This window comes from Pelomonas sp. Root1444 (assembly GCF_001426885.1).
Taxonomy (GTDB): domain Bacteria; phylum Pseudomonadota; class Gammaproteobacteria; order Burkholderiales; family Burkholderiaceae_C; genus Pelomonas.
This window is the reverse complement of record NZ_LMFP01000001.1, coordinates 481,070-501,331: the sequence shown is the minus strand read 5'-3', so window position 1 is coordinate 501,331 and position 20,262 is coordinate 481,070. Positions and strand designations below refer to the sequence as shown.

Genomic DNA, 20,262 nt, shown 5'->3' with positions numbered 1-20,262 from the left:
GCCATGGGACCGCTCGGCGGATGTGGGGCGGTCCTCAACGGCGCCGGCAAGCGTTGATGCCCGCCGTGACCTCCGCCAACGCCCACCCCGCCCGCAAGCCGGCTTTCGTGCCGGAAACCCGCTTCGGCCTGTGGTTCCTGTCCACCGCCACCTGGCGCGTGCACGTGCTGGGGCGCGCGCTGAGCGACCTGCAGCGCATGGCACCGGACGCGCCGCGCGGCGGCGTGGTGCTGGACATCGGCACCGGCCAGGGCCACTCCCTGCCTGAACTGGCCGCACGCTTCGCGCCGGCTCAGATCCATGCGCTGGACCCCGAGCCCGACTTCGAAGCCCGCTGCGCCGACATGGCCAAGGCCTGCCCGGTGCCGGTCACGCTGCACGCCGCGCATGCCGAGCGCATCCCGCTGCCGGACGCGTCGGTGGACATGGTGCTGTGCCACCAGACGCTGCATCACATCGTCGACCAGGCCGCCGCGCTGGCCGAGGTGGCCCGCGTGCTCAAGCCCGGTGGCCTGCTGCTGCTGGCCGAAAGCACGCGCGCCTACATCCACAGCTGGATCATCCGGCTGCTGTTCCGCCACCCCATGCACGTGCAGCGCACGGCCGAGGAATTCATCGCGCTGGTGCGCGACGCAGGCCTGCAGGTGGACGCGGACCGCATCAGCACGCCCTACCTGTGGTGGAGCCGTTCCGACCTGGGCGCTCGCGAGTGGCTGGGCTTGGGCCTGCCGAAGAACCGCGAAGAAACGCTGATCAACCTCGTCGCGCGCAAGCCCGGCTGACGCCTCACTCCAGCGGCGGCTCGGGCAGCAGCCAGGCCAGCAGCGAGGTCCAGAACCCGGGAATGCGCACCTGCACGCTCGGGTCCGTCAGCGCCCGCGCCTGCGCGGCCGCCTCGATCGCCGGCGCGGCGTCGTAGAACGGCCGCTCGGCCAGCGTGAGGCCCGCCTTGGCGGCGCCGTCGAGCAGGATCTGCAGGTACTCGTCGATGTGGTCGCCCGTGAACGGGTTGGCGTCGTGAAAGGTCACCACCACCGGCCGCACGCCGTCCACCAGTGGGAGATCCGCCACACGCCGGCGCAGCTCGCGCATCTGGTGCTCGAAGTGCGAACGGCGGCGCAGGCTGGCGTTGGGCCAGGGGATCTTGCCGTCGTTGGCCGACAGGTCGGTCATCACGACGTTCAACCCGTGGCGCTGGTAGGCGGCGAAGGTGCGCGCGTCATAGGCCCAGTGTGGCGGGCGCACCAGCGCCGGCTGGCGGCCGGACAGCTCCACATGCGTGGCCAGGCCCTCGCTCAGGCTCGCCTCCAGCACGCCGTCGCCCAGGCGCGTGTGGCTGGTGTGCCCGGGCGTGGCGGTGTGGAAGCCCAGCACATGGCCTTCGTCCTGCATGCGTCGCATCAGCGCACGCCCGCGCGGCGTTGCGCCGCCATTCACCGCACCGGTCTGCACGAAAAAGATGGCCTTGATGCCCGGCTGGATCGCATTGCGTGCCAGGCTGTCGAGGATCTGCACCGTGGGGTTGTCGCCCTCGCGGGCGCTCGGGCCGTCGTCGAAGGTCAGCAACAGGCGGATGGGCACGGGTGAGGACGGCAGCGCCACATGCGCGGCCATCGGCGCGGGCTCGGCGGCCACCTTCGCTGCGGCAACCACCGTCAAACCAACCGCCGCCATCCACAAGCGCCAGTGCGCCATCTCGTCTCCATGCCCGTTTCGTGGGGCCGGCAGTTTAGGTGGGTGTCCGGCGCGTGCGGCAACGCCGCCAGGCTGCATTCGTGGGGCCTTCGATGCGCGGCGGCAGCTGCGGGTCGCCGGCGACCGCCAGCACCAGGCCGCCCAGCGTCGCCACGGCGACGTCGCCCTGCGGGTCGTCGTCGAAGTCGAGCGAGCGCATCAGCGCGAAGTCCAGGCCTTGCTCGCGGGCCTTGAGCCAGGCTTCCTTGATCGTCCAGGCGCGCAGGAAGGGCTCGGCGCGCGCCGCAGGCGCGAGCGCGGCGAGCTGCTCTCGCTGGGCCGCGCTGTGCACGGCGCCCGCGAGCGCAAGGTGGTCGCGCGGCCGCGCCAGATGCTCGACATCGACGCCGACCGGCACGGCCGCCACCGCGCAGGCGACATGGCCCGCGCTGTGGCTGATGGAGACGAACACGCCGCCCGCACCGGCCACATGGCAGGCGCCGCTGCCCGCGACGGTCAGCGCAGGCAGGCCGTCGGTGCCCAGCCACTGCTGCACTGCCTGGCGCGCCAGCCAGCGGCCGGCGAGGAAGGTGCGGCGCCGCGCTTCGGTGCCGAGCGACTGCAGGCGCGCGGCTTCGGTGGGCGTCAGCCACTGGCCAGGCGGCGCCATGCCGGCCTGCAGCTCGGGCTCGGGGACCAGCAGGCAGAGCAGGCTCACCGCATCAGGCAGCGTGCTTACTCGGCCACTTGGGCGTAAGTGCCGCGCAGCGCCACACCGATGAGGAGTGCGCCGGCATGGCATTCGAAGTCCGTCGCGCTCTTGTATTCGTTCTTCTTGTAGTAGCTGACGATGTCGATGACCGCATTGGCGCCATGGCGCTTGGCGCCGTCCTGCAGGTTGATCAGCGCGGAAAGCGCCGCCCACTTGCAGCCGAACTCGTCGCTCTTGCCGAAGCCGTTGGTCTTGGGGTTGCTCACGTCGGTGGCAAAGCGCTTGATGACCTTGGGCGCGGCCTGGCCGGCCAGCAGGAACTTGAAGCTCGGGTCCAGCTTTTCCTTGGCCTCGGGCATGTCCAGCACGTCGGACAGTGGAATGTGCAGCACGGTGTCACGCGCGAATGCGGGTGCACTGGACACGGCAGCAACGACGGCCAGGGCCACGAGACGGGACTTCATCGGCAAGCTCCTTGAGTGAGGTCGGCCGATGATGCCCCATCCCCGCCGCGCGTCGGGTAGGCGCAGTCCGGCAAATGTGGGGCTGCGCCCATGCACTCACTTCAGCGTCAGCAGCGTGACTTCGCTGGCGATGTCGCCGCTCAGGTTGCGCAGCCACAGGTTGTAGGTCGGGTGGATGCGCTGGCGCTCGACGTCGGCATTCAGGTTGTAGCTGTTGGCATAGCTGAGCTGGTAGCCGGTGACGTCGTAGGCGACCTTGACGGTGGCCTCGTGTTTGCCCTGGCGGCTCTGCTTCAGGCGCAGTTCGCCCGGCGCTTCGTCCAGCAGCTGCCAGTTGCGGCGTGCACCGGCGCGGATGATGGCCGTGCGCAAGCTGTCCTGCGTGATGCTGGCGTGCTGCTGCACGCTGACGCGGTCAGGGACCCACATCGGTTCATCGCGGGCAGCGGCGGTGCCGAGGGCCAGGCCGAGGCTGGCAGCCACCAGCAGTTGCTTGAGGCGAGGCGTGGAAATCATCTTTGGGCTCCCTGTAGGTTAGGTCGAAGAAAACCGGCTCACAGCCGACGCAGGATCAACGACGTGTTGATCCCGCCGAACGCGAAATTGTTGGTCATCGCGAACTCGGTCTGCAGCTTGCGGCCACCGGCCAAGATGTAGTCGAGCTCACCGCAGCGCGGGTCCACGCGCTGCAGGTTGAGCGTGGGCGCGAACCAGCCGGCCTTCATCATCTCCAGCGTCATCCAGGCCTCCAGTGCGCCGCAAGCGCCCAACGTGTGGCCCATGTAGCTCTTCAGCGACGAGATGGCCACGCCCGACCCGAACACGCTGTGCGTGCCCTGGCTCTCCGCCACGTCGCCCTGGTCGGTGCTGGTGCCGTGGGCGTTGACGTAGGGGATGGCCGCGCCATCGAGCACGGCGTCTTGCAGTGCCAGGCGCATGGCCTGCGCCATCGTCGCGGACTGCGGCTGCGTGACGTGCGTGCCATCGCAGTTGGTGCCGTAACCGACGATCTCGCCGAGCAGCGTCGCGCCGCGGGCCTTCGCATGCTCGTACTCCTCCAGCACGAAGGTGCAGGCGCCTTCGCCGAGCACCAGGCCGTCGCGATCGGCGTCGAACGGACGCGGCGTCAGGCGCGGCTGGTCGTTGTACTTGGTGCTGGTGGCGAACAGCGTGTCGAACACGGCCGCCTGCGTCGCGTCCAGCTCCTCGGCCCCGCCCGCCAGCATGGCGACCTGGCGGCCGCCCTTGATGGCCTCGTACGCATAGCCCAGGCCCTGGCTGCCGGAGGTGCAGGCGCTGCTGGTCGTGATGATGCGGCCGGTGATGCCGAAGAACACCGCGATGTTGACGGTCGCCGTGTGCGACATCATCTTCACGTAGGTGTTGGCGTTGATGCCCTCGATGCTCTTGACGGTCATCATGCGGCCGAAGTCGCCGATGGCGCTGGGCGTGCCGCTGGAGCTGCCGAAGCTGACGCCCATGCGGCCGCTGGTCACCAGCGGGTCGCCGATGAGGCCGGCCTGCTGCAGCGCCAGCTCGGCCGAGCGCGTGGCCAGCTGCGCCACGCGGCCCATGCTGCGCATGGTCTTGCGGTTGTAGCGGTCGGCCGGCAGCTCGAAGGGCGCGCAGGGCACGCCGACCTGCGTGTTCAGGCCCTCGTAGCCGGCCCATTCGGCCATGCGCTGGACCTTGTTGGTCTCGGCACGCAGGCTGTCCATGACGGTCTCGGCGTCATGCCCCAGCGGCGACAGCGCACCGATGCCGGTGATGACGACTCTCTTGCTGCTCACCCGACCATCCCCCCGTTCACTGAAATGACTTGACGCGTGATGTAGCCCGCGTCCTCGCTCATCAAGAAGGCCACCAGCGCGGCCACCTCCTCGGGCTGCCCGACGCGCTGCGCCGGGATCAGCTGCATCGCATGCTGCAGCACCTGCGCGTCGATCATGTCCGTCTCGATCAGGCCCGGTGCGACGCAGTTGACCGTGATCTTGCGGCTGGCAAGCTCAACCGCCAGCGCCTTGGTCGCGCCGATGATGCCGGCCTTCGCGGCACTGTAGTTGACCTGCCCGCGGTTGCCCATCAGGCCCGACACCGACGCCAGCGTGACGATGCGGCCGGGCTTGCGGCGGCGCACCAGCGGCATGGTGAGCGGCTGCAGCACGTTGTAGAAGGCGTCGAGGTTGGTGTGGATGACGGCGTCCCAGTCTTCGCCGGTCAGCGCCGGGAAGGCGCCGTCGCGCGTGATGCCGGCGTTGCAGACGATGCCGTAGTAGCAGCCATGGGCCTCGACGTCGGCCAGCAGCGCGGCCTCGCAGGCGGCGCGGTCGGCCACGTCGAACTGCAGGACGCGCGCTTGGCGGCCGAGCGCACGGATCTCGGCGGCGGCGGCCTCGGCCTCGTCGATGCGGCTGCGGCAGTGCAGGACGAGGTCGTGGCCGTCGCGGGCCAGCCGCAGCGCGATGGCGCGGCCGATGCCGCGGCTGGAGCCGGTCACCAGGACGGTGGAGTTACTGCTCATGGGGTCTGTCCGTTCAGGAAGGCCTCCGGGTCGTCAGGCCCGAAGACGTTGAGGCTGGCGCGCGCAATCTCCGCACCGTCGATGCAGATGGCGCATTCGAACTGGCCGAGGCCGTTGTCGGCCTGGAAGACGCGCCGCACGCTCACGCGCAGCACGTCGCCGACCTGGAAGGCCGGCCGGCTGCACTGGTAGCGCCGCGTGCCGAGCAGGAAGCCGATGCGCGCTGCGCCGCCCGCGCCAGCTTGCGCATGGCGTTGCCAGCCGGCCCAGGCTGCGGCGGCCTGGGCCATGTATTCGACGCCGGCAGCGGCGCCGAGCTGGCCGTCGCGCAGCAGCAGGTGGTCGGCGCGGAGAGTGGCTTCGGCCAGCAGCGATTCGGCATCGGCCTCGATGACGCGGTCGAGCCAGCTCATGGCGCCGCTGTGCGGCACCAGGTCGGCGATGGCAAGGTCAGTCTTCACGGATGAGCACCAATGCGGCATTGCTGCCGCCGAACGCGAAAGAGTTGGACAGCACGGCGCGCGGGGCCGCCGCCAGCCGCTCACCCGGCGTGACGAGGCGTATGGCCGGCAGCGCGGCGTCGCGCTCGCCGTCGAAGTGATGCCCCGGCAGGCCGCCGTCGCCCAGCAGTGTCAGCCAGGCGATGGCTGCCTCCAGCGCGCCGGCAGCGCCCAGCGTGTGGCCGGTCAGCGGCTTGGTGGAACTGCAGGGGGTGTCGAGGCCGAAGACGCGGGCGACGGCCTCGCTCTCCATCGCGTCGTTGTGCGGCGTGGCGGTGCCGTGCAGGTTGAGGTAGCCGATGTCGGCCGGCGTGAGGCCGGCCATGGCGAGCGCCGCGCGCATCGCGGCCTCGGCGCCGCGGCCGCTGGGCTCGGGTGCCGAGATGTGGTGGGCGTCGCTGGTCTCGCCCCAGCCGGCGAGGCGCACGGCCGGGCCTGCGCCCACATTTCTTTCGCGCGTCATCAAGAACAGCGCGCCGGCCTCGCCGATGTTGATGCCGCAGCGGTTGGCGCTCAGCGGGTTGCAGCGTGCGTCGCTGACGGCCTCCAGCGAGGCGAAACCCGCGACCGTGAAGTCGCACAGGCTGTCCGCGCCGCCGCAGACGACGGCGTCCGCCAGGCCGGCCTGCAGCAGCCGCGCCGCGCTCGCCAGCGCCTTGCTGCTGGACGAGCAGGCCGTGGAGATGACGTAGGCCGGCCCGAGCACGCCCAGCTCGGCCGCCAGCAGCGACGCGCCGGAGCCGATCTCCTGCTGGCGCACGTCGTGCCAGGCCGGCAGTTCGCCGTGTTCGCGGTGGTGGGCCCAGGCGGCCTCGCTCTCGCCGACGCCGGAGGTGCTGGTGCCCAGCACGACGGCCACGCGCAGCGGGCCGAAGCGCTCGCGCGCGGCGTCCACCGCGGCGCGGATGGGTTGCAGCGCGCTCAGCAGCAGCGCGTTGTTGCGGCTGCGCTGGGCGGTGGCGTCGGGCAGCGGCAGCGGCTGGCGCACGCGGCCCAGGTGCAGCGTGCGGCCGCGCCAGGGCTCGGGCTGCACGCCGCCGGGCGTGGTGGCCCACAGCGACTGGGCCAGCGAGTCGGCGTCATGGCCGGCGGCGCAGACGACGCCCAGGGCGTTCAGATAGAAACTCATGGCCTTCACTCAAGCGGGCGCGATTCGATGCGCAGTTGGTAGCGCTCGGCGCGATTGTCGATCTCGACCCGCGCCCGGCCGTCCAGGTAGCGCACGGTCAGGCGCGGCTCGCCGGCCTGGCGCAGCGTGCGCTCGTTCCTGGCTTCATCCAGCGTCCAGCCGTCCGGCAGCGCGGCCTGCAAGGCCGGCAGCGGCGCGAAGACCAGCGCGATGTCGCGCAGCACGCGTGCCGGGTCGACGGCGGCCGGCAGCATGGGGTGGCGTTGCACGGCCAGATCGCGGCCGTCCCAGCGCAGCGTCAGCACGCGTTGGCCCAGCGCCAGGCCGGCCAGCTGCAGCTGGCTGGCATCGACCTGCAGCAGCGTGTCGAGCTGGCGTTCGGTGACGGCGCCGCCCGGGTCGTCCGGCGCTTCGGTCACCGTCAGCCGCTGCGCAAGCTGCAGATTGGCACCAAATGCCGCGGGCGCCAGCTGCAACGCCGGCAGCATGGCCGGCGGCGGCAGCGTCTGGCAGGCTGCCAACAGCAGCCCGGCAAGCAGCATCAGGGGGCGCACAACTGCTCCAGCGTGCGCATGCGCTCGGGATGCGCGACGTAGGGGTTGCTGAGGTCCCAGGCATAGCCGGCCAGGATGGACGAGATCATGCGGCGGATGTCGGGGTTCGGGTGCTCGTGGAAGATGACGTCCTGGAAGCCGCCGCGGTACCAGCTCTCAACGAACGCGCGGAAGGCATCCACGCCCGCGCGCAGCGGCCTGGCGTAGTCGGCCTCCCAGTCCACCGCCTCGCCGGCCCGCTCGCGCAGCAGCGCGGTCACGGCCAGGTCGGCGGACTTCACGGCGATGGTCACGCCGCTGGAGAACACCGGGTCGAGGAACTCGCCGGCATTGCCCAGCAGCGCATAGCCCGGGCCCCACAGCGATTTCACGTTGGCGGCATAACCCTGCAACCTGTTGGCAGGCGTGTCCCACACCGCGTCCTGCAGCAGCGTGGCGAGCGACGGCGTCTCGGCGACGACGGCCTTGAGCCGCTCGGTCGGGTCTTCGGGGAAACGCTCGAAGTATTCGGCCCGCGCGACGACGCCCAGTGAGCAGCGGCCGTTGCTGAACGGGATGGTCCAGAACCACACGTCCACGTCTTGCGGATGCACGGTGACGAGGATCTTGCTGCGGTCGAAGCTCGGGTCGCTGATGCGGTCCTGCACATGCGTGAAGGTGGCTGCGCGCACGGGAAAGGCCGACGGCGACTCCAGGTCGAGCAGGCGCGGCAGCGTGCGGCCGAAGCCGCTGGCGTCCAGCAGGTGGCCGGCCTCGACGGTGTACGGCGCACCGCCGTCCAGCGGCTGCACGTCCAGCTGCGGGCGCTGGCTTGGGGCCACGCGGACGGCCGTCACCTCATGGCGGTAGCGCACGTCGGCGCCCGCCTTGGCGGCGCCATTGGCCAGCACCTGGTCGAAGTGGGCGCGCTGCACCTGGTAGGTGGTGGCCCAGCCGTCGGTGAACTTGTCGCGGAAGTCGAAGGCCGTGCGCTTGTCGCCACGGCAGAAGGCCGCGCCGTTCTTGTACTGGAAGCCCGCCTCGACGACGTCCTGCAGGAAGCCGGCCTTCTCGATGAAGGCCATGGACTGCGGCAGCAGGCTCTCGCCGATGGAGAAGCGCGGGAAGGCCTGGCGCTCCAGCACCGTCACCGCCAGGCCCTGGCGACGCAGCAGCCCTGCGGCAACGGCGCCTGCGGGGCCAGCGCCGATGATGCAGACGTCAGTGGTTTGGAGGGTCATGGTCGGGGACGAAGAAGGGGGTGAGGAACCAGGCCAGGGCGATGCCCAGGCCGAGGGTGAAGCCGAAGGCACGCAGCGCCGGCGTGCCCGACAGCGCCAGCAGCCCGAAGGCCAGCCAGGTGCTGGCGGCCGCCAGTGTGATGGAGACGAAGCCGCGCAGGTCGCGCCGGCTCGGCTGTGCGAGCAGGAAGATGCCGTAGTCCACGCCCACGCCCAGCAGCAGCAGCAGCGCCAACACATGGAAGAGCTGCCAGGGCTGACCGGCCAGCGCGGTGGCCGCCAGCGCGAGCGCGCCGGCCAGCAGCGTGGGCACGAGCGCGCGCCACCACGCGGCGCGCAGCCGCCAGGCCAGCAGCGCGGCCACGGCCACGACGGCGATGGCCAGCACGCCCAGCATGCGCACGCGTTGGCGGGCCAGCAGCTCGGACACGTCGGCGACCTTGTCGACCCAGCGCACGGCGGTGTCGTCGGCCAGTGCGGCGAGCTGCGGCAGCGCGTCGCGCGACACGCCGCGCAGCATCAGCACGCTGTGCCACTGGCCGTCCGCGCCGCGGCCCAGCCACTGGTGGCGCGCGGCCTCGCTGACGGGCGCGGCGCGCCAGGCGTCCACCGTCAGCAGCGGTGGGGCGACGGCCTCGCGCTGCGGCACGGGCTGGCCCAGCTGCGCGGCGACGAGCGGCGCGGCCTCGGCCCAGCGGCCCGCCACCAGCTTCGCGTCCTCCAACTGCCGCGTGGGCGACGGCACCCAGTCGGACACGGCCTGCCAGCCGGCGACGCCATTCATAACGGCCAGCCGCGCCTTCAACGCCTCCTCGCGCGCCAGCAGCTGGGCCTCGCTGGCGGCACTAAGCAGGAAGAACTGCGCCGGGCTGGGCAGGTCCAGGCGGCGGCCGATGTCGATCTGGTCCTGCATCAGCGCGGGCGGCGTGTTCTGCAGCAGGCGGATGTCGTCGTTGGCCCGCCCGCGCCATGCGGCAGCGGCCAGCACGACGGCGACGGCCAGGCCAGTGATGGCGCCGCTGCGGCGGCCGAGCTGCGGCCAGCGCTGCCAGGCCCGGCCCAGCGCACGCGTCAGCGGCCGCTCGGGCACGCTGCCGGCGTCCAGGTGCGGGAACCACAGCCAGGTGCTGACGAAGGCGGCGGTGAGGCCCGCGGCCGAGAACAGCGCCACCTGCTGCAGGCCGGGGAACGGCGTGGTCGCCAGCAGCGCATAGCCGGCCAGCGTGGTGCTGAGCGCCAGCACCATCGTCGGCAGCTGCTCGCGCATCAAGGCGAAGCGGGCCGCGGGCGGCTGGCCGATGCGGCTGGCGTAGTGGCTGCTCGCGTAGTTCTCGGCCACGCCGACCAGGCTGGCGCCGAACACCAGCGTGATGAGGTGCAGCTCGCCGAACACGGCCAGCGTGGCCGCGATCGCGACCAGCAGGCCGCTGCCCACCGACAGCAGCACCAGCAGCCGCGGCCGGATGCGCGCGAATGCCAGCCAGCTCAGCGCGAACACGCCGACCAGCGAGCCGGCGCCGATGACGTGCATCTCGCGCTGCGCCTGCGTGGCGGCGGCGTGCGCATGCAGCGGCACGCCGGCGGCCAGCACCTGCGCCTCCGGCACGGCGGCGCGGGCATGGGCCAGCGCGCCGGCGATGCGTTCGTTGTCCTTCAACGCAAACGCGCTGGCGCCGCTGTCGATCAGCGCCAGCATCCAGTCGCCCTGCGCATCGGCCAGGCGCAGGCGGCCGCCGAGGGCGCGCACCTTGCTGCCCTGCGCGCGTTCGGCCAGCCAGGTGCCCAGCGTGTTGAAGGGGTCGTCGATCCAGCGGCCCACGCGCGGCAGTCCCATGGGCTGCATCAGCCCTTGCAGCGCCTGCTGCGCGAGCGGCTCGGGCGCGGCGGCTTGCAGCTGGGCGCGCTGCGCGTCGGTCAACAGCGCACCGCGCTGCGGGGCGAAGAAGCCCAGCCAGTCGGCCTGCTGCGCGTCGGACACCCGATGACGCACGGCGAGGCCGGGCGCATCGGCCTGCAGCCGGGCGATGAATCGGTCCATCGCCGCCTCGCTGTCGGCCTGGGCGCGCAGCAGCACGATGACGCGGCCCTCGCCCGCCTTGGCCAGCGCCGCCAGCGCCTGCTCCACCTCGGGCCGGCGCTCGTCCTTGGGCAGCATGGCCAGCACGTCGGTGTTGATGCGCACGCGGCCGGTGACGGCAGCCAGCGTCAGGGCTGCGGCCGTCAGCAGCAGCGCCAGCGCCCACAGCCAGGGCGCCAATTTGCGCGGGCGATCAACCAAGCTGTTTCGCCTCGTCGGCGCTCGGCGCGGCGGGGTCGCGCGGCTGCTCGTCGAAGCGCAGCGTCGTCGTGTCGCCCTGCGCTTCGGTCATGACGATGCGGCGCAGCTGGCGGTCGCCCTCCAGCTCGATGCGACTGAAAAGCTGCGCCAGCGCGGTGGCCTTCGGTCTCAGCGCCGCGCGCCAGGCTTTCTCGCCCTGAACGCTGGCCTGCACGTCGAAGGCCTGCTGCAGCGCACCGAGGTCGCCATCCAGCAGCGACAGCATCAAGCTGGTGACGACGCGGATGCCGGGCTCCTTGCTGGCATCCAGCTGCAGACCACCGGCGCCGGCGATGCGGTCGCGCGTCAGCACCAGCTGGCTCGCGAACGGCGCGGTCGTGCGCCAGATCAGGCCCTTGCCGCGCACCAGCAGGTAGTCGCCCTGGCTCTTCAACGGCTTGGCGAAGCCGGCGAGCACCTTGTCCTGCTCGAAGCGGCCGCGCTGCACCGGCCCGCTGACGAGACGCTGCTGGATCTGCGCGATGGCATCGGCCAGCGCGGGCAGCGGGACGGCGGCGAGGAGGAAGAGGCGGCGCTTCATGGCAGAGGGATGCCCAGGCGTTCGAACAGGACGGGCGGGCTGGCGAACAGCATTTCCTTGGTGCGCGTGTCCACGGCCACCTGCAGCGTGTGGGCCTTGGTCAGGCGCACACCGGTGGCGAGGTCGCGCACCGTGTAGTCGATGCGCAGGCGGTGCTCCCACTCGGTGATGCAGGCGCGCACGCCCAGGCGCATGCCGTACTCGGCGGAGCGCACGTACTTCAGCTGCAGGTGGATGATGGGCCAGGCATAGCCGCTGGCGCGCATCGCCGGGTAGTCGTAGTTGAAGCGCCGCAGCAGCGCGCAGCGCGCCTGCTCCAGGTACTGCACGTAGCGGCCGTGCCAGACGATCTCCATCGGGTCGAGATCGTGGAAGGCCGGCGTGATCTCGATCTCGTGCGCCAGGCGCGGGTCTTCAGGCGGGCGCATGCAGGGCTCCGTGCGGGTCGCGGATGTCGCGCAGCAGCATCTGCAGCTCGGCGTCCAGCGCGCGGTCTTCGTCGATGAGTGGCAGGCGCGCGCAGAGCTGCTCGTACCAGGCGGACAGCGACGGGCTCAGCTGCAGGCCACCCAGGCGCTGGCGCAAGCCCAGGCCCTGGCGGGCGCTGATGAGCAGGCCGGCGACGACCTGCTCGCTCAAGTCCAGCACGCGCAGCGCATCGCGCGCGGCGATGCTGCCCATGCTGACCTTGTCCTGGTTGTGGCACTCGGTGCTGCGGCTGAAGACCGAGGCCGGCATGGTCTGCTTCAGGGCCTCGGCCGTCCACGCAGAGACGCTGATCTGCAGCGCCTTCAGGCCGTGGTTGATCGCCGCGCGCTCACCCACAGCACCGCTCAGGTTGGACGGCAGGCCGTGGTTGAAGCGCGTGTCCACCAGCAGCGCGAGCTGGCGGTCCAGCAGGTCGGCGACATTGGCGACCGCCGTCTTCAGCGTGTCCATCGCCATCGCAATGTGGCCGCCGTAGAAGTGGCCGCCGTGCAGCACGCGCTCTTCCTCGGCGTCGACGAGCGGGTTGTCGTTGGCGCTGTTCAGCTCGTTCTCGATGAGCTGGCGCAGCCAGGGCAACGCGTCTTCCAGCACGCCGATGACATGGGGCGCGCAGCGCAGCGAGTAGCGGTCCTGCAGGCGTTGCTCGTTGCGGCTCGGTCGATCACTGGCGAGGTCCGCGCGCAGCCGTGCGGCGACGCGCTGCTGGCCGGCGTGCGGCTTGACGGCGAACAGGCGCTCGTCGAAGTGGTGTGCATTGCCGGCACTGGCCACGACGTTGGCGGCGGTGATGCGCGTGGCCAGCAGCGCCAGCCTTTCGGCGCGCTGGAATGCCAGGCAGGCCAGCGCGGTCATGACGGCCGTGCCGTTCATGATGGCCAGGCCTTCCTTGGGCCGCAGCACGTGCGGCTTCAGGCCCACGGCCGCGAGCGCCTCGGCCGCGGGCATCTGCCGGCCCTGGAACCACACGTCGCGCTCGCCGCACAGCACGGCGGCCACGTAGCTCAGCGGCGTCAGGTCGCCGCTCGCGCCAACCGAGCCTTCGCTGGGGATCAGCGGCAGGATGTCGTGCCGCAGCAGCGCGGCGAGTTGCTCGAGCAGCGCGTAGCTCACGCCCGACACGCCCTGCGCCAGCGACTGCAGCCGCACCGCCAGCACCGCCCTCACCTGCTCGGGTGCCAGCATGGGGCCGGCGCCGATGCCGTGGTAGGTGTAGAGATGGCGCGGCAGCTCGGCGACGAGCGCGGGCGGGATGCTGACCGTGCAGGAGTCGCCGTAGCCGGTGGTGACGCCGTAGACGACGCCGTCCTCGGCCAGCAGGCGGGCGATGAACTCGGCGCCGGCGTCGATGCGGCGCACAAAGTCGGGCGCGTCGCCCAGGCGGGCCACGGCCTCGCGGCGCGCGAGAGCGGCGATGTCGTCCAGGCTCAGCGGGCGGCCGTCAAAGAAGATGTCAGACGGCATGCGGGCTGTCCCAGAAGGCGTAGAAGTTGAACCAGTCATAAGGCGATTCGCGCAGGCGACGCTGCAGGATGCGCGCGTAGGCCTGGGCGTATTGGGCCAGCCTCTCGTGCCGCTGGGCGCGCGGCAGCAGCACGCGCTCGGCCAGCAGCTCGAAGCGGATCTCGTAGCCGGCGCCCCGGTGCAGGCAAGTCAGCAGCACCAGCGGGCACTGCAGCACGCTCGCGAGCACATAGGCGCCCACGGGCAGCGGCGCGGGCGCGCCGAGGAAGTCGACGGTGGTTGTCTGCGCGGAATGGATGGGCACGCGGTCGCCGGCGATGGCCACCCAGCCGCCGGCGTCCACCAGGCCCTTGAGCTGCAGGGCCATGCCCGGGCCGAAGTCGGTGACCTCCAGCAGGTTGACGGCGGAGGCCGGGTCCAGCCGCTGGAGGATGCGGTTGAAGGCCTGGGCATGGCGGGTGTGCACCAGCACCGTCAGCTTCAGGCCATGCTTGGCCTTGCCGATCATGCGGCACAGCTCCAGACAGCCCATGTGCGCGGTGATGAAGATGCCGCCACGGTCCTGGGACAGCATGGCGTCGACGACGGAGAAGTCCTGCTCGCGCACCGCCTCGACGGGATAGCGGCCGGCCATGGCGAGCAGCTTGTCGAGCATGGTCTCGGCGAAGCAGGCGACATGGCGCAGGCCCTCGCGCCAGCCGGGCTCGCGCGGGAACACGCCGGGCTCGGCGCGGTGCAGGTGGCGCAGGTAGGCCAGCGAGGCGCCGCGCAGCGCCGGCCGCGTGAGCCAGTGCACGAGCACGACCGGCGACATCAACCAGCGCACCAGGCGCCGGCCGAACAGCTTGTGCACGCCGTACAGCAGCCAGATGCCGCTGACGAAGGTGGTCTCGCCCAGGTACGCCCAGTGCTGCGCGCGAGCCGTCATGCCGAGCCTCGCAGCTTGCGCGCCAGCAGCAGCGGGCTGCGCCACAGCATGCCGAAGAACAGCCGCGTGTGCATGGCCGAGATCAGCACGTTGTCGCGCCAGATGCGGAAGTGCGAGATGCCGCCGACCGGGTAGTGAACGCGCGTCGGTTGGTTGACGACCGGCACACCGGCCCAGACCATGCGCACCGCGATCTCGGTGTCGAAGTCCATGCGCCGGCCCAGCGACGCACGCGCCAGCAGCGGCAGCGTGGCGGCCAGCGGGTAGATGCGAAAGCCGCACATCGAGTCGCGCACGGCGAAGCTCAGCGTGTTGATCCAGACCCAGATGTGCGTCGCATAGCGGCCGTACAGCCGCGCGCGCGGCACGGAGGCGTCGTAGATCGGGCAGCCGCAGATCAGCGCATCGGGCCGGGCCGCGGCGGCGGCGACGAAGCGCGCGGCATCGCCCGCATCGTGCTGGCCGTCGGCGTCGATCTGCAGGCTGTGCGTGTAGCCCTGCCCCGCCGCGGCGCGCATGCCGGCGATGACGGCCGCGCCCTTGCCCTGGTTGTGCGGCAGGCGCACGAGGTGGATGCCGTCCTGCTGCGCCAGCGCGTCGAGCTGCGCGGCGGTGGCGGCCTCGCTGCCGTCGTCCACCAGCAGCACCGGCAGCCCTTGCGCTCGCAGCCGGGCAGCGACGCCGCCGACCGTGCCGCCGTGGTTGTAGACGGGGATGACGGCGCAGACTGAGATGGGGGCACCCTTCGCGCTCCGCGCCGTCCCGCCAAGCGGGAGCCGAGCGCCTCCGGGCGGCCGTGCGGCGCTCACGCCGCCGCTCCAAAGCGCAGCTTGCCGCTGGCGTGCGGGCCGCGCTCGCTGGCCAGTGCGAAGCGCAGCTCGCTGCCGTCGGCATTGACGGTCAACGTCAGCTCGACGGTGCTGCCAGGCCGGATGACCTGCTGGAACTTGAGCTGCTCCAGACCGGCAAACGCCGGCTGCAACGCGAACAGCTCGCGCGCGAAGCGCTCGGCCCAGTCCAGCTGCACGACGCCGGGCAACACGGGCTGGTTCTCGAAATGGCCGTCGAAGCCCGGGTACCGCGCCTCGATGTCGATGCGCAGCGTGGCCGACAGCGGCTCGCGCTTGAGCACGCGGGCGGCCGGGCGCAGCGGGTCGAACAGCGCCTGCAACGCGGCCTGCGTGGTCTTGCCCTGCGTGTTGGCAGGCAGGTCGCTGACCAGCCGCCAGCGCCGCGGGCGCACGGTGGCTTCCAGCAACGCGGCCAGGCGCTCGCGCAGCGGCGCGAGCCAGGCGGCGCGGCCTTCGGTGTCGACGCGCGCCCAGCCTTCGGGCGTGGGCACGAGCACGACGCCCAGCTCCTGGCGCGAGCCGGGCAGCAGCAGCGCGCGGGCTTCGCGGACCTGGCCGCCGTCCAGCAGCGCCTGCTCCACGGCGGCCAGCGACACGCGCTTCTCTTCGATCTTGACGATGCGGTCCGCGCGGCCCAGCAGCACGAAGCCGGGGCCTTCGGCGCGAGCGTGGTCGGCGGCGGTGTACCAGTCGCTGCCCGTGTGGTTGCCGATGTGGGCCGAGCGCAGCTGCAGCTGGCCGTCGGCCAGCTGCCATTCGACGCCGGGCATCGCGCGCCAGGGTTCGGCATCGCCGGCGCCGGGCGGGCGCTGGCGCCACGCCACGCCGCCGGTCTCGCTGCTGCCGTAGATCTCGATGGGCGTCTGGCCCAGGCGTTCCGCGCACGGCGGCAGCGCATCGGCGGGCAGCGGGCCGCCGGAGCTGAACACGGCGGCGAGGCGCTCGGGCAGGTCGCCCGTATTGGCCAGCTGCAGGCGCTTGAGGTGCGCGGGGCTGGCGATCAGCGCGATGCGGCCAGGCGCGGCGTGCAGGTCTTCCAGATAGGCCACGCGCTCGGCCGCCAGCGGCCGGCCGGCGGCCAGCGGCCACAGGATGCGGAACAGCAGGCCGTAGATGTGCTGGTGGCTGACGGTGGCGTGGATGGTTGCGTCGTCGATGCGGGCGCCGAACTCGGCCTCCAGCGCGCGCACCTCGTCGAACAGCTGGTGCAGCCGCTTGGAGATGGCCGTGGGCTCGCCGCTGCTGCCGGAGGTGAAGACGACGAGCTGGCGAGCCTGCGGGTCGAGCGGCTGCCAGCCGGGCTCGGCGGCATCGGCCACGGCGGCCGTCGCATCGGCGCGGCCGGGCCAGTCGCCGGCGAAGGCGCCGACCTGCTCCGCCAGGCGCTGCGCCGTGGCCGGCAGTGCGTCGCCCGGCCACCAGACGGTCTTGCGCGCATGCCAGGCGCCGAACAGTGCGGCGGCGGCCTGCAGCGTGTCTTCGAAGTACAGCGCGACGTCGGCGGCGGCGAGGGCTTCGAAATGCGCGAACCAGCCCGCTGCCTGCGCCATGAACGCGGCCGGCATGACCGCGCGGCCGGCACGCCAGCCGACGGGCCGCGCAGCGCGCGCCGGGCTCGATGCGCCGGCGAGGCCAAGTTGGAGTTCACGCCACATGCTTGCCAGCCCGCACGCGGCGGCGCACCAGCCACTCACCACCCATCAGGCTGCCCATCAGCACGTAGGTGATGAAGCCGTTGTACAGCGCCCAGGTCTGCTCGCTGGCCCACAGCGCCGTGGCCAGGCCGATGCTGCCGTTGACGATGAAGAAGCCGCACCAGACCTGCGTGACGCGGCGCGTGTAGGCGACGCCGTGGGCGTCCAGCGCCGGGTCGTGCAGGCGCGCCAGGCGCTCGACGACGGTGGGGCCCTTGAGCAGGCTGGCGCCGAACAGCGCCAGCATCGCGACATTCATCGCGACCGGATACATCTTCAGCGGCAGCAGCTGGTTGGACCAGGCCGTCAGCGCGGCCAGCACCAGCCCGGCCAGCGCGACGGCCAGCGCCTGGCGGCTGCGCGACGCGAGGTAGCGCGCCAGCGCCAGCGCCAGCAGCAAAAGCGCCAACACCCGGGGCTCGGCATGCGCGAGTCCCAGGTAGACGAGAACGGGATAGAGGGCGGTCAGCGCCACCCAGAGGATGTTGCGCACGCGGAGACAGGAACGCGGAAAAGGACGTTCAGGCGGCGCGCGACAGCGCGGCCTCGCCTTCCCCGGCGGGTTCTTCGGCGTGCTGCAGCAGGGCCATCAGCGCGTTGACCACGTCTTGCAGCGTGCGCACCGACTTGAAGGCCTCGGGCTGCAGGCGCTTGCCGACCAGCGGCTTGAGCTTGACGATCAGGTCCACCGCGTCGATGGAGTCGATGTCGAGGTCGTCGTACAGGCGCGCCTCCGGGCGGATGCGCTCCGGCTCGATGTCGAAGGTCTCGACGAGGATGGCCGACAGGCGCGTGAAGATGTCGTGTTCGGTCATGAAGTAACTCCCGCCGGCTCAGGCGGCCTTGCGGCTCGCCGCCACGAAAGCGGCCAATGCCCGGATCGAGCGGAAATGACGGCGCGTCTCCTCCGAATCGGCCGACATCGTCACGCCATAGCGCTTCTGCAGCGCCAGGCCCAGTTCGAGGGCATCGATGGAGTCCAGGCCGAGGCCTTCGACGAAGAGCGGCTGCTCGGCATCGATGTCGTCCGCGCTCATGTCCTCGAGATTCAAGGCGTCGATGAGCAAGGTCTTGATTTCAAGTTCCAGGCTCTGTTCCATCGCCTTCCCCCTCCGAAAAATAGTCTTTCAAGTATCCCGTGAGCCGCCTGGCAGCGAGCGGGAATTCTCCGTGAGCACCCTCTAGAAAGGGTGTCACGGCGATGTCCTCGCCCACGTCCAGGCTCAGCAGCAGCGGCCTGTCGTGGGTTTTCCACCACGGCCAGCCCTTGCTCAAACCCAGGGGTTCACAGCGGATGCGCACCGGCGTGATGGCCACGCCGGTGCGCAACGCCAATTGGGCCGCACCGCGCTGCAATTGCAAAGCCCGCCCGGGCTGACTTCGCGTGCCTTCGGGAAAAATCACCAGATTGCTGCCCTCGCCGAGGCTGGCGTGGAAACCCTCCAACACGCCGCTGCCGCGGTCGTTGCGCAGGTAGTTGCAGGCCCGCACGGGCCCCCAGGTGAAGGGGTTGTCGCCCAGGCCGGCACGCACGACGCAGTCGGCATTGGGCGTGCGGGCGATCAGCGCGACGACGTCGATCAGCGTCGGATGGTTGGCCAGCACCAGCAGGCCGCGGCGCTGCAGGCGCTCGGCACCGGTCCAGCGCACGCGCACCAGGCCCAGCAGCGTCATCAGGCCGATGAAGCCGCGAAAGCTCGCGCCCACCAGCGCGCGCGACCAGCGGATGCGACGCGCCGGCGCCCACACCAGCAGGTTGATCAGCGGGAACAGCAGCACGCCCATCAGCAAGCCGCCCAGGCCGAAGCAGGCGAAGCTCAAGCCCGTCGCCGGCACGCGCCAGGCGCGGGACCAGGTCGACGACAGCCTAGCGCGCGACGACATGGCGCCAGTGCCAGCCCGCGGCACCGTCAGGCTGGTGCAGTTCGGCGGCGGGGTCGAGCAGCCACTGCAGCACCCGCAGGTTCGGCGACAGCGCGCCGGCCGGCTGCTCAAGCATCGCTTCGCGAGACAGCAGCACGCCCGTCTCGCCGGCACGGGCCAGGCGCAAGCGCAGCGCATAGGCGTGCGGCGGGGCGAGGGTGGCGTCCAGTCCTGTGTGGGCGTACAGCGACGGCAGCGGCGCGTCGAAGACGGTCAGCAGCACGGCAGGCGCGCCGGCGGCGAGCAGCGCCTGGGCCTCCAGCCAGCCGGCTGCGGCGCTGACCTCGGCGGCGGCCACCGCGCTGACATTGGCGGTGATGCCGCGCTGGATGGAGTACTGCGCGCCGATGGCGTTGTGCACCGAGTGGCTGAAGGCGGTGGGCGACAGGGCTTCGCCGCGGGCCAGCTCCTGCAGCATGGCGACCGAACGCGCCAATTCGCCCCAGCGCGACGCGAACACCAGCGGCATGGTGGCCAGCGCCGCCGCGTCGACGTCCTGCTGGGCCCAGTAGGCCACCTGCAGCGCGGCGCGGCCGAGCGGGTCGATACGGCGCCTCGCCATGGCCGGCACCTCGGGCAGCGGCGGCGCGGCCGGGCCATCCGCGGGCAGCGGCTGCGGCGCACGCAGCCAAGCGCGCCAGTCGTCCTGCGAGGCCAGGCCCGGCGCCCACGCCGCCCAGCAGTCGACGCGCAGGACGATGCCGTCCGGCGCGGCGGGCGGTTGGGTGGCAGGCAGGCTCATCGGGACTTCAGAAGCAGAAAACCCGCCATGGAGGCGGGCTTGAGGTGCGGGCCGGGAATGTCCTCAGCGCTTGCCGCGGAACTTGCGCAGCGCTGCGATCTGCGCCGCCATGGCGGCGAACTCGCTCTGTGCGGCGGCGAAGTCGATGTCGCTCTTGGCGTTCTTCTTCGCTTCCTCGGCGCGCTTCATGGCGTCGGCCGCCTTGGCTTCGTCGAGGTCCTTGCCGCGGATGGCGGTGTCGGCCAGCACGGTGACGCGGTGCGGCTGCACCTCGAGGATGCCGCCGGCGACGAAGACGAACTCTTCAGTGCCATCGGTCCGTTCGATGCGCACGGCGCCCGGCTTGATGCGGGTGATCAGCGGCGTGTGCTTCGGCAGGATGCCGAGTTCGCCACCTTCGCCCGGCAGGGCGACGAACTTGGCCTCGCCGGAGAAGATCTGCTCTTCGGCGGAGACCACGTCGACGTGGAGGGTTGCCATGTTCAATCTTCCTTAGCTAAGCGAATCAAGAAGGTTCAGTAAGCGAGCAGACGGTGTGCTGG

Annotated in this window: 24 protein-coding genes; 1 reads left to right on the top strand and 23 read right to left on the bottom strand. The window is 71.5% G+C overall.

All coding sequences use genetic code 11. From position 1 onward, the window contains the following. Nucleotides 1–65: 65 nt before the first annotated feature. Nucleotides 66–782: a class I SAM-dependent methyltransferase gene (locus tag ASD35_RS02215; RefSeq protein WP_235538205.1), complete on the top strand. Its 717-nt coding sequence runs from the start codon at nt 66–68 to the stop codon at nt 780–782. A 4-nt stretch (nt 783–786) separates the two neighbouring features. Here the strand turns inward: ASD35_RS02215 and ASD35_RS02210 are convergent, their stop codons facing one another. From ASD35_RS02210 to ASD35_RS02100, 23 genes are all read right to left on the bottom strand, one after another. Next, a complete protein-coding gene (locus ASD35_RS02210) occupies nt 787–1,695 on the bottom strand; it encodes a polysaccharide deacetylase family protein (protein WP_056873261.1) in 909 nt (302 codons plus the stop codon). Nucleotides 1,696–1,729: 34 nt separating this feature from the next. Beyond that, a complete protein-coding gene (locus ASD35_RS02205; RefSeq protein ID WP_056873260.1) occupies nt 1,730–2,392 on the bottom strand; it encodes a 4'-phosphopantetheinyl transferase superfamily protein in 663 nt (220 codons plus the stop codon). A 17-nt stretch (nt 2,393–2,409) separates the two neighbouring features. Next, nucleotides 2,410–2,850 carry a hypothetical protein gene (locus ASD35_RS02200; RefSeq protein ID WP_056873259.1) on the bottom strand — a complete coding sequence of 147 codons (441 nt, stop codon included), beginning with the start codon at nt 2,848–2,850 and terminating at the stop codon, nt 2,410–2,412. A 96-nt stretch (nt 2,851–2,946) separates the two neighbouring features. Next, the gene (locus ASD35_RS02195) at nt 2,947–3,366 is read right to left on the bottom strand and encodes a hypothetical protein (protein ID WP_056873258.1); all 420 of its coding nucleotides are present in this window, start codon (nt 3,364–3,366) and stop codon (nt 2,947–2,949) included. A gap of 38 nt (nt 3,367–3,404) precedes the next feature. Further along, the gene (locus ASD35_RS02190) at nt 3,405–4,640 is read right to left on the bottom strand and encodes a beta-ketoacyl-ACP synthase (RefSeq protein WP_056873257.1); all 1,236 of its coding nucleotides are present in this window, start codon (nt 4,638–4,640) and stop codon (nt 3,405–3,407) included. After that, nucleotides 4,637–5,371, bottom strand: coding sequence for a 3-ketoacyl-ACP reductase FabG2 (locus ASD35_RS02185; protein WP_056873256.1), 735 nt, complete (start codon nt 5,369–5,371; stop codon nt 4,637–4,639). Before ASD35_RS02185 ends, ASD35_RS02190 begins: the two co-directional genes overlap by 4 nt. Beyond that, nucleotides 5,368–5,832 carry a 3-hydroxylacyl-ACP dehydratase gene (locus ASD35_RS02180; protein ID WP_235538204.1) on the bottom strand — a complete coding sequence of 155 codons (465 nt, stop codon included), beginning with the start codon at nt 5,830–5,832 and terminating at the stop codon, nt 5,368–5,370. The genes ASD35_RS02185 and ASD35_RS02180 overlap by 4 nt, the downstream gene beginning before the upstream one ends. Further along, on the bottom strand, nt 5,822–7,000 hold the full coding sequence (locus tag ASD35_RS02175) for a beta-ketoacyl-ACP synthase (protein WP_056873409.1): 1,179 nt from the start codon (nt 6,998–7,000) through the stop codon (nt 5,822–5,824). Before ASD35_RS02175 ends, ASD35_RS02180 begins: the two co-directional genes overlap by 11 nt. Nucleotides 7,001–7,005: 5 nt before the next feature. Beyond that, nucleotides 7,006–7,554: a DUF3261 domain-containing protein gene (locus tag ASD35_RS02170; RefSeq protein ID WP_200955997.1), complete on the bottom strand. Its 549-nt coding sequence runs from the start codon at nt 7,552–7,554 to the stop codon at nt 7,006–7,008. Beyond that, entirely contained in the window at nt 7,542–8,774 is a 1,233-nt protein-coding gene (locus ASD35_RS02165) for an NAD(P)/FAD-dependent oxidoreductase (RefSeq protein ID WP_056873253.1), read from the bottom strand. The genes ASD35_RS02170 and ASD35_RS02165 overlap by 13 nt, the downstream gene beginning before the upstream one ends. Next, on the bottom strand, nt 8,755–11,052 hold the full coding sequence (locus ASD35_RS02160; protein WP_157275310.1) for an MMPL family transporter: 2,298 nt from the start codon (nt 11,050–11,052) through the stop codon (nt 8,755–8,757). Before ASD35_RS02160 ends, ASD35_RS02165 begins: the two co-directional genes overlap by 20 nt. Beyond that, nucleotides 11,045–11,632 (bottom strand): outer membrane lipoprotein carrier protein LolA, encoded by a 588-nt coding sequence (locus tag ASD35_RS02155; protein WP_056873251.1) that lies wholly within the window; start codon nt 11,630–11,632, stop codon nt 11,045–11,047. The genes ASD35_RS02160 and ASD35_RS02155 overlap by 8 nt, the downstream gene beginning before the upstream one ends. Further along, complete coding sequence (locus ASD35_RS02150; protein WP_056873250.1) at nt 11,629–12,060, bottom strand: thioesterase family protein; 432 nt, start codon at nt 12,058–12,060, stop codon at nt 11,629–11,631. Before ASD35_RS02150 ends, ASD35_RS02155 begins: the two co-directional genes overlap by 4 nt. Beyond that, entirely contained in the window at nt 12,047–13,582 is a 1,536-nt protein-coding gene (gene hutH, locus ASD35_RS02145) for a histidine ammonia-lyase (RefSeq protein WP_056873249.1), read from the bottom strand. Before hutH ends, ASD35_RS02150 begins: the two co-directional genes overlap by 14 nt. Beyond that, nucleotides 13,572–14,510 (bottom strand): acyltransferase, encoded by a 939-nt coding sequence (locus tag ASD35_RS02140; RefSeq protein ID WP_056873248.1) that lies wholly within the window; start codon nt 14,508–14,510, stop codon nt 13,572–13,574. The genes hutH and ASD35_RS02140 overlap by 11 nt, the downstream gene beginning before the upstream one ends. Then, entirely contained in the window at nt 14,507–15,244 is a 738-nt protein-coding gene (locus tag ASD35_RS02135) for a glycosyltransferase family 2 protein (RefSeq protein ID WP_056873408.1), read from the bottom strand. Before ASD35_RS02135 ends, ASD35_RS02140 begins: the two co-directional genes overlap by 4 nt. Before the next feature lie 71 nt (nt 15,245–15,315). Further along, nucleotides 15,316–17,016, bottom strand: a complete 1,701-nt coding sequence (locus ASD35_RS02130; protein WP_056873247.1) for an AMP-binding protein — start codon at nt 17,014–17,016, stop codon at nt 15,316–15,318. After that, nucleotides 17,006–17,548 (bottom strand): hypothetical protein, encoded by a 543-nt coding sequence (locus ASD35_RS02125; RefSeq protein WP_056873246.1) that lies wholly within the window; start codon nt 17,546–17,548, stop codon nt 17,006–17,008. The genes ASD35_RS02130 and ASD35_RS02125 overlap by 11 nt, the downstream gene beginning before the upstream one ends. A gap of 28 nt (nt 17,549–17,576) precedes the next feature. After that, nucleotides 17,577–17,870 carry an acyl carrier protein gene (locus ASD35_RS02120; protein WP_056873245.1) on the bottom strand — a complete coding sequence of 98 codons (294 nt, stop codon included), beginning with the start codon at nt 17,868–17,870 and terminating at the stop codon, nt 17,577–17,579. A gap of 18 nt (nt 17,871–17,888) precedes the next feature. Continuing rightward, complete coding sequence (locus ASD35_RS02115; protein WP_056873244.1) at nt 17,889–18,155, bottom strand: phosphopantetheine-binding protein; 267 nt, start codon at nt 18,153–18,155, stop codon at nt 17,889–17,891. Continuing rightward, on the bottom strand, nt 18,133–18,939 hold the full coding sequence (locus ASD35_RS02110) for a 1-acyl-sn-glycerol-3-phosphate acyltransferase (RefSeq protein ID WP_056873243.1): 807 nt from the start codon (nt 18,937–18,939) through the stop codon (nt 18,133–18,135). Before ASD35_RS02110 ends, ASD35_RS02115 begins: the two co-directional genes overlap by 23 nt. Next, nucleotides 18,923–19,720, bottom strand: coding sequence for a beta-ketoacyl synthase chain length factor (locus ASD35_RS02105; protein ID WP_056873242.1), 798 nt, complete (start codon nt 19,718–19,720; stop codon nt 18,923–18,925). The genes ASD35_RS02110 and ASD35_RS02105 overlap by 17 nt, the downstream gene beginning before the upstream one ends. A 63-nt stretch (nt 19,721–19,783) precedes the next feature. Continuing rightward, on the bottom strand, nt 19,784–20,200 hold the full coding sequence (locus ASD35_RS02100; protein ID WP_056873241.1) for a F0F1 ATP synthase subunit epsilon: 417 nt from the start codon (nt 20,198–20,200) through the stop codon (nt 19,784–19,786). Between the last annotated feature and the right edge of the window lie 62 nt (nt 20,201–20,262).